The organism is Streptomyces sp. NPDC031340 (assembly GCF_055569945.1).
In genome coordinates this window covers 1-7,290 of record NZ_JBVIIE010000032.1, presented here as the reverse complement: position 1 = coordinate 7,290, position 7,290 = coordinate 1, and the positions used below count along the sequence as shown (strand labels likewise).

Sequence of the window (7,290 nt, the reverse complement as noted above, 5' to 3'; positions counted from 1 at the left end):
CCGTGATCCGGCGGGGCGCAGACCTCCGGCCCGCACCCGAGTCAGGTGCGAGCCGGAGTGTCAGGTGCCGGGCCGGAGTGCGGTGCCGACCGGAGTCAGGTGCCGGGCCGGGGTCAGGCACGGGCCGGAGTCCGGATACCGGTCAGATGCCGGCCGCCGCCGACAGGTCCCGCCGGATGTCCGCCAGCAGGCCGGCCGCCCGGGCGTGGGCCGCGGGCAGGTCGGCGTGCGTGGAGACCGGGACGACGACCTCCAGGTAGCACTTCAGCTTCGGCTCGGTGCCGCTCGGGCGGACGACGACGCGGGCGCCGTCGAGGGTGTAGCGCAGCCCGTCCGTCGGCGGCAGCCGGTCCGTGCCCAGCGTGAGGTCCTCGGCCTTGGTGACGGCCAGGCCCGCGAGCGTGGCCGGGGGCCGCTCGCGCAGGCGCCGCATGGCGTCCGCGATGAGCGACAGGTCCTCGACGCGCACCGAGAGCTGGTCGGTGGCGTGCAGCCCGTGCTCCACGGCGAGGTCGTCGAGCAGGTCCGGCAGCGTGCGGCCCTGCTCCTTGAGGACGGAGGCCAGCTCCGTGATCAGCAGGGCGGCGGTGATGCCGTCCTTGTCGCGCACGCCGTCGGGGTCGACGCAGTAGCCGAGCGCCTCCTCGTAGCCGTAGCGCAGGCCGTCGACGCGGGAGATCCACTTGAAGCCGGTGAGGGTCTCCTCGTACGGCAGGCCGGCCCGCTCGGCGATCCGGCCGAGGAGGGAGGAGGAGACGATGGACTCGGCGAGGGTGCCGCGCGCCCCGCTGCGCACCAGGTAGGCGGCGAGCAGCGCGCCCACCTCGTCGCCGCGCAGCATCCGCCACTCGCCGCCGTCCTTGACGGCCACGGCCAGGCGGTCGGCGTCCGGGTCGTTGGCGACGATCAGGTCGGGGTCCGTCTCGCGGGCCCGCGCGAAGGCCAGGTCCATGGCGCCGGGCTCTTCCGGGTTGGGGAAGGCGACGGTCGGGAAGTCCGGGTCGGGATCCGCCTGCTCGGCGACGAGGGCGGGCTCCGGGAACCCGGCACGGGCGAACGCTGCCAGCAGCACGTCCTTGCCCACGCCGTGCATCGCCGTGTAGACGGTGCGGGCGGTGCGCGGGGAGCCGTCGGTGAGGACGGCGTCCGTGCGGGCGAGGTAGGCGTCCGGGACTGAGTCGTCCAGGGTCTGCCAGCCCGACTCCGGGCGCGGGACGTCGTGCAGGGAGGCGATCGCGGCGATCTCGGCGGCGATCTCCGCGTCGGCCGGCGGGACGATCTGCGAGCCGTCGCCGAGGTAGACCTTGTAGCCGTTGTCCCGGGGCGGGTTGTGGCTGGCGGTGACCTCCACGCCGGCCACCGCGCCGAGGTGCCTGATGGCGAAGGCGAGCACCGGGGTCGGCAGCGGCCGGGGGAGCACGGCGGCGCGCAGCCCCGCGCCCGTCACGACGGCCGCCGTGTCACGCGCGAAGTCGGCGGACTTGTGCCGGGCGTCGTAGCCGATGACGACGAGGCCGCCGGTCTCGCCCTTCTTCTTCAGGTACGCCGCCAGGCCGGCGGCCGCGCGGATGACGACCGCGCGGTTCATGCGCAGGGGACCGGCGCCGAGTTCGCCGCGCAGGCCCGCGGTGCCGAACTGGAGGGTGCCGCTGAAGCGGGCCGACAGTTCCGTCACGTCACCGGCCTCGATGAGCTTGCCCAGCTCCTCGCGGGTGTCCGGGTCGGGGTCCTCGGCGAGCCAGGTCCGGGCCCGGGCGAAGAGTTCGTCGTGCACGTCGGGTCAACCTCCGGTTGCTTGTCGATGCCGGTCACGGCCGGTCACGCATTGTCCACTTCAGTCCGCTCCGGTCCACTTCGGCAAGTGCCGGGGGCGGGACTCTCAGAGCCGGCCGAGCACCTGCCCCAGCAGCGCGCCCATCCGCGCCGCGCTGTCCCGCCCGGCCTGCAGGACCTCCTCGTGGTTCAGCGGCTCCCCCGTCATGCCCGCGGCGAGGTTGGTCACCAGGGAGATGCCCAGCACCTCGGCCCCCGCCTCACGCGCCGCGATCGCCTCCAGCACCGTCGACATGCCCACCAGGTCGGCGCCGATGACCCGGGCCATCCGGATCTCGGCCGGGGTCTCGTAGTGCGGGCCGGGGAACTGGGCGTAGACGCCCTCCTCCAGGCTCGGGTCGATCTCCTTGCACAGCGCGCGCAGCCGCGGCGAGTACAGGTCCGTCAGGTCGACGAAGTTCGCGCCGACGATGGGGGAGGTGGCGGTGAGGTTGATGTGGTCGCTGATCAGGACCGGCTGGCCGGGGCGCATGCCCTCGCGCAGACCTCCGCAGCCGTTGGTGAGGACCACGGTCTTGCAGCCGGCCGCCACGGCCGTGCGCACCCCGTGCGCGACCGCGGCGACACCGCGGCCCTCGTAATAGTGCGTCCGCCCGAGGAAGACCAGGGCGCGCTTGTCGCCGGTCCGGTACGAGCGGACCGTGCCGCCGTGTCCCTCCACCGCCGGCGCCGGGAAGCCGGGCAGGTCGGTCACCGGGAACTCGGCGTCGGGGGCGCCGAGGGCGTCCACGGCCGGCGCCCAGCCGGAGCCCATCACGAGGGCGACGTCGTGGGTCTCGGCGCCGGTGAGTACGCGCAGGCGCGCGGCGGCGGCGTCGGCGGCCGCGTGGGGGTCGCCCTGGATGTCGTCCGGAAGAAGAGATGCGTTCACGCCGACGAGGGTAACCGCTCAGGGCCTACGCGCGTAGATGGTTGGCGCGACGCGTTGGCGATCGTTGTCTTGTCGTTTTCAACGAACGGAGTGACACAACGGGATGTTTGCGTCCGCTGTGGACGGAACGTTCACCCTGCCTCGCCCGGCCGTCCTCGGCAGCGGCTCGGCGGTGGCTCGGCGGTGGGCTGAGCAGTGGGCTGAGCAGTGGGCAGTGGGCAGTGGGCTCAGCAGGGCCGCTTGCGCAGCTCCATCACATAGTCGTACGGGGCGCCGGCCGACTCCGCGGCGTCGGCGATCTCGCCGAGGTAGCGGGCCGAGGGCAGGCCGCCCTCGTAGCCGTTGAGGACGTACACCCAGGCCGCCTCCTCGCCCTCGAGCGTGTGCACCCGCACCCGCATCCGGCGGTAGATGCCGAGCCCGACGCCCTCCCAGCGGTCCATGGACTCCTCGTCGAGCGGCGCGACGTCGTAGAGCGCGACGAAGACCTGGGAGCCCGGCGCCTCGGCGATCGTCGCCAGCGCCCCTTCCCAGCCCATGTGCTCGCCCCCGAAGGTCAGCCGCCACCCGTTCAGCCAGCCGGTGGCGCGCAGCGGCGAGTGCGGGGCACGGCGGGTCATCAGCCGCGCGTCGAGGTTGCCGGCGTACGCGGCGTAGAGCGACATGCGTGAAGGGTACGGCAGCGGCCCGCCCGTCACTCGTTTTGCTTGGGCAACACGGAGTACGCCGATAACACCGGTGACGGTGACACCGACGCCTGCCGGAGCGGCCCCGCGCCCGCCCCCGCGAGACCCTCCGGGATTTTCCGGCACCTTCCGAGGTCCCCGAGGTCCCCGAGGTCCCCGAGACGACGGAAGGCGCCGTCCTGTGCCCCTGGGCGGGAGCATCTCCCGCCGTGCGGGACAATGGAGTACGTGACTCGGATCGTGATCATCGGTGGCGGACCCGGCGGATACGAAGCGGCGCTGGTGGCCGCGCAACTCGGCGCGGAGGTGACCGTCGTCGACTGCGACGGCCTGGGCGGAGCGTCGGTGCTGACCGACTGCGTGCCCTCGAAGACCCTCATCGCCACGGCCGAGGTGATGACCACCTTCGACTCCTCCTACGAGGAGCTCGGCATCATCGTCGCCGACGACACCCCGCCCCTGGAGCAGGCGGCCCGGGTGGTCGGGGTCGACCTCGGCAAGGTCAACCGGCGTGTCAAGCGGCTCGCCCTGGCGCAGTCGCACGACATCACCGCCTCCGTCACCCGGGCCGGCGCCCGGGTGCTGCGCGGCCGGGGCCGGCTGGAGGGCATGCAGGCCCTCGACGGCTCCCGCAAGGTCGTGGTCACCGCGGCCGACGGCACGGAGGAGACCCTCACCGCCGACGCCGTGCTCATCGCCACCGGCGGTCACCCGCGCGAGCTGCCCGACGCCCGGCCCGACGGCGAGCGCATCCTCAACTGGACCCAGGTGTACGACCTGACCGAGCTCCCCGAGGAACTCATCGTGGTCGGCTCCGGTGTCACCGGCGCCGAGTTCGCCGGCGCCTACCAGGCCCTCGGCTCCAAGGTCACCCTGGTCTCCTCCCGCGACCGGGTGCTGCCCGGCGAGGACCCGGACGCCGCCGCCGTCCTGGAGGACGTCTTCCGCCGCCGCGGCATGAACGTCATGGCCCGCTCGCGCGCCGCCGCCGCCAAGCGGGTCGGCGACCGGGTCGAGGTCACCCTCGCCGACGGGCGGGTCATCACCGGCTCGCACTGCCTCATGGCCGTCGGCGCCGTGCCCAACAGCGCCGGCCTCGGGCTGGAGGAGGCGGGCGTCAGGCTGCGCGAGTCCGGGCACATCTGGACCGACAAGGTCTCCCGCACGTCCGCGCCGGGCGTGTACGCCGCCGGTGACGTGACCGGCGTCTTCGCACTCGCCTCGGTCGCGGCCATGCAGGGCCGCATCGCCATGTACCACTTCCTGGGCGACTCGGTGGCCCCGCTCAACCTGAAGACGGTCTCCTCGAACGTCTTCACCGACCCCGAGATCGCCACCGTCGGCTACAGCCAGGCCGACGTCGACGCCGGGAAGATCGACGCGCGGGCGGTCAAGCTCCCGCTCCTGCGCAACCCCCGGGCGAAGATGCAGGGCATCCGGGACGGCTTCGTCAAGATCTTCTGCCGGCCGGGCACCGGGATCGTCGTGGGCGGCGTGGTCGTGGCCCCGCGCGCTTCGGAACTGATCCATCCGATCTCGATCGCCGTCGACAACAATCTGACGGTCGAACAGATCGCGAACGCCTTCACCGTGTACCCCTCCCTTTCGGGCTCGATCGCGGAGGTCGCGCGGCAGCTGCACACCCGCAAGACGAGCGGCGAGATCTGAGCCGCCGGAGCCGGTTTCCCGCTGGTCACGGGGGATTGTGGGACATGCGGGCGGCATAGTCGGGGCGGTTATGGCCTTATACCACCTGCCGCCCCGCTGTGCGAACAACTTCTGCTATTCGGCGCAAACTGCTGAAAGCAGACGGTCGTTGGGGTTACTGTCAGTTTCGTGTTCGCTGCAGAACGTCGCCAATTGATCCTCGAAATGGTGCGCGCGAACGGGGCCGTGTCGCTCCGTGAGCTCGCCCGCGTCGTCCAGACCTCCGAAGTGACCGTACGGCGGGACGTGCGCGCGCTGGAGGCAGAAGGACTCCTCGACCGCCGGCACGGCGGTGCGGTATTGCCGGGCGGGTTCACGCGGGAGTCCGGCTTTCCGCAGAAGTCACATCTCGCGACCGCCGAGAAGACCGCCATCGCCGACCTCGCCGCCAACTTCGTGGAGGAGGGCGAGGCGATCGTCGTCGGGGCGGGCACCACCACGCAGGAACTGGCGCGCCGGCTCGCCCGGGTGCCAGGGCTGACCGTGGTCACCAACTCCCTGCTGGTCGCCCAGGCGTTGGCGCACGCCAACCGGGTGGAGGTCGTGATGACCGGCGGCACCCTGCGCGGCTCCAACTACGCCCTTGTCGGCAGCGGCGCCGAGCAGTCCCTGCAGGGGCTGCGCGTGTCGCGGGCCTTCCTGTCCGGGAGCGGTCTGACCGCCGAGCGCGGGCTGTCCACGTCCAACATGCTGTCGGCGTCGGTCGACCGGGCGCTCGTCCAGGCGGCCGCGGAGGTCTTCGTCCTCGCCGACCACACCAAGCTCGGCACGGACACCATGTTCCAGACCGTGCCGACGGACGTGATCACCCGTCTCGTGACGGACGAGCCGCCGTCGCACGACGACCGCGCGGCCACCGAGCTCCAGGCCCTCGCCGACCAGGGCGTCCAGATCGCCGTGGCCGGGGCGTCCACGGGCTCGGGGAGTGATGCGGTCCCCCCACGCCGGCCGCGCCGGGACGTGTCGCTCCCCGGCCCGCGCCGCGGCCAGGTCCCCGGCAACGGACTCCGGACGGCCGCCGCACTCGGTGACGCACCCCCGGGCACGGAACGGGGCCGCGTCGCGGACCTGCGCCGTCGGTAGCCGTCGGTAGCCGCCGGTCGGCGCCCCGCGGAGGGCCGTGGCGACCCCCGGGCCCACAGGGGCCCTGGCACCCTCCGGACCCACGGCACCCGCCGCGTCCGCGGCGTCCGGCTCCGGGCTTGCGGGGTTCGCCCCGCCCGCTACGGGCCTGCGGGGATCCCCCCGGGTCTGACTGCGGGCTTGTGGTGCCTGCGGGATTCGTTCTCGCTGACTCCGAGTCAGTGCAGGCGGGCGATCTGCCCACGCCGGGTCAATGTGGGCGGGTGTCTGCTCACGCCGGGTCAGCCGGGTCGATCTGCTCACTCCGGGTCAGCGGGGTCTGCTCGCGCTCACTTCGGGCGCGTGGAGCCGCCGTGACCCTCGGGTGCGACGGGCGTCGCCCCCGCCCCGTTGCGGGGCCGCAAGACGAGCCCCGGCGAGCGGCCGGTCCGTCGCTGCGCCTGGCCCCACCGTCCTGGCGTAGCCGGGCGATCCGCTCGGTCAGCCAGTCGTTGGCGGTTCGGCAGCATCATCGGCCGCGTTGGGCTGCGCTACCGCGCCGGGCTGCGCACCCGCGTCCGGCCCCCACCCCCACCCGCGTCTGGTCCACGTCCCCCCGTCCGCCTCGGCCTCCGGTCCTGTCGGTCGGCGGCGTCCGGTCCTGTCGAGTGCCCCGAACCGGTCGGGGGGCGTCGGTCGGGCCGTATGCCGGCGGCGACGCAGCGGACGGCGCGCCACAGAGGCAGGCACCCCCGGTAGGACGACGGAGGCGCCCAGGCGCCCTCGGCAGGACGACGGAGGCGGGGGGGGGGGGGGGGGGGGGGGGGGGGGGGGGGGGGGGGGGGGGGGGGGGGGGGGGGGGGGGGGGGGGGGGGGGGGGGGGGGGGGGGGGTAGGCGCGATGCCCCAACCCCCCCCCCCCCCCCCCCCCCCCCCCCCCCCCCCCCCCCCCCCCACCCCCCCCCCCCCCCCCCCCCCCCCCCGCCTCCGGGTGTCGTGCGGGACGCCCCTGTGGACGTCAGTCCTTGATCTCGCAGATGGCGGCGCCGGAGGTGACGGAGGCGCCGATCTCGGCGGACAGGCCCTTGACGGTGCCGGCCTTGTGGGCGTTGAGGGGCTGTTCCATCTTCAT

At 73.8% G+C, this 7,290-nt stretch carries 6 protein-coding genes; 2 read left to right on the top strand and 4 right to left on the bottom strand.

Translation table 11 applies throughout. The features are described 5' to 3' along the window. Nucleotides 1–142: 142 nt before the first annotated feature. From ACZ5GT_RS24160 to ACZ5GT_RS24150, 3 genes are all read right to left on the bottom strand, one after another. On the bottom strand, nt 143–1,774 hold the full coding sequence (locus ACZ5GT_RS24160; RefSeq protein WP_469029521.1) for a phospho-sugar mutase: 1,632 nt from the start codon (nt 1,772–1,774) through the stop codon (nt 143–145). 105 nt (nt 1,775–1,879) lie between these two features. Next, nucleotides 1,880–2,704 carry a purine-nucleoside phosphorylase gene (locus ACZ5GT_RS24155; RefSeq protein WP_469029516.1) on the bottom strand — a complete coding sequence of 275 codons (825 nt, stop codon included), beginning with the start codon at nt 2,702–2,704 and terminating at the stop codon, nt 1,880–1,882. Nucleotides 2,705–2,931: 227 nt separating this feature from the next. Beyond that, nucleotides 2,932–3,369 carry a gamma-glutamylcyclotransferase family protein gene (locus ACZ5GT_RS24150; protein WP_324788953.1) on the bottom strand — a complete coding sequence of 146 codons (438 nt, stop codon included), beginning with the start codon at nt 3,367–3,369 and terminating at the stop codon, nt 2,932–2,934. A gap of 240 nt (nt 3,370–3,609) precedes the next feature. Here ACZ5GT_RS24150 and ACZ5GT_RS24145 point away from each other — a divergent pair, with 240 nt between their 5' ends. Together ACZ5GT_RS24145 and ACZ5GT_RS24140 are read left to right on the top strand one after the other, a co-directional pair. Continuing rightward, the gene (locus ACZ5GT_RS24145; RefSeq protein WP_360756737.1) at nt 3,610–5,058 is read left to right on the top strand and encodes an NAD(P)H-quinone dehydrogenase; all 1,449 of its coding nucleotides are present in this window, start codon (nt 3,610–3,612) and stop codon (nt 5,056–5,058) included. Between the two features lie 168 nt (nt 5,059–5,226). Then, nucleotides 5,227–6,180: a DeoR/GlpR family DNA-binding transcription regulator gene (locus ACZ5GT_RS24140; protein WP_469029510.1), complete on the top strand. Its 954-nt coding sequence runs from the start codon at nt 5,227–5,229 to the stop codon at nt 6,178–6,180. Nucleotides 6,181–7,176: 996 nt separating this feature from the next. Here the strand turns inward: ACZ5GT_RS24140 and ACZ5GT_RS24135 are convergent. Then, nucleotides 7,177–7,290: biotin/lipoyl-containing protein (locus ACZ5GT_RS24135; RefSeq protein WP_469029837.1), on the bottom strand; the 114-nt coding region annotated here is incomplete at its 5' end.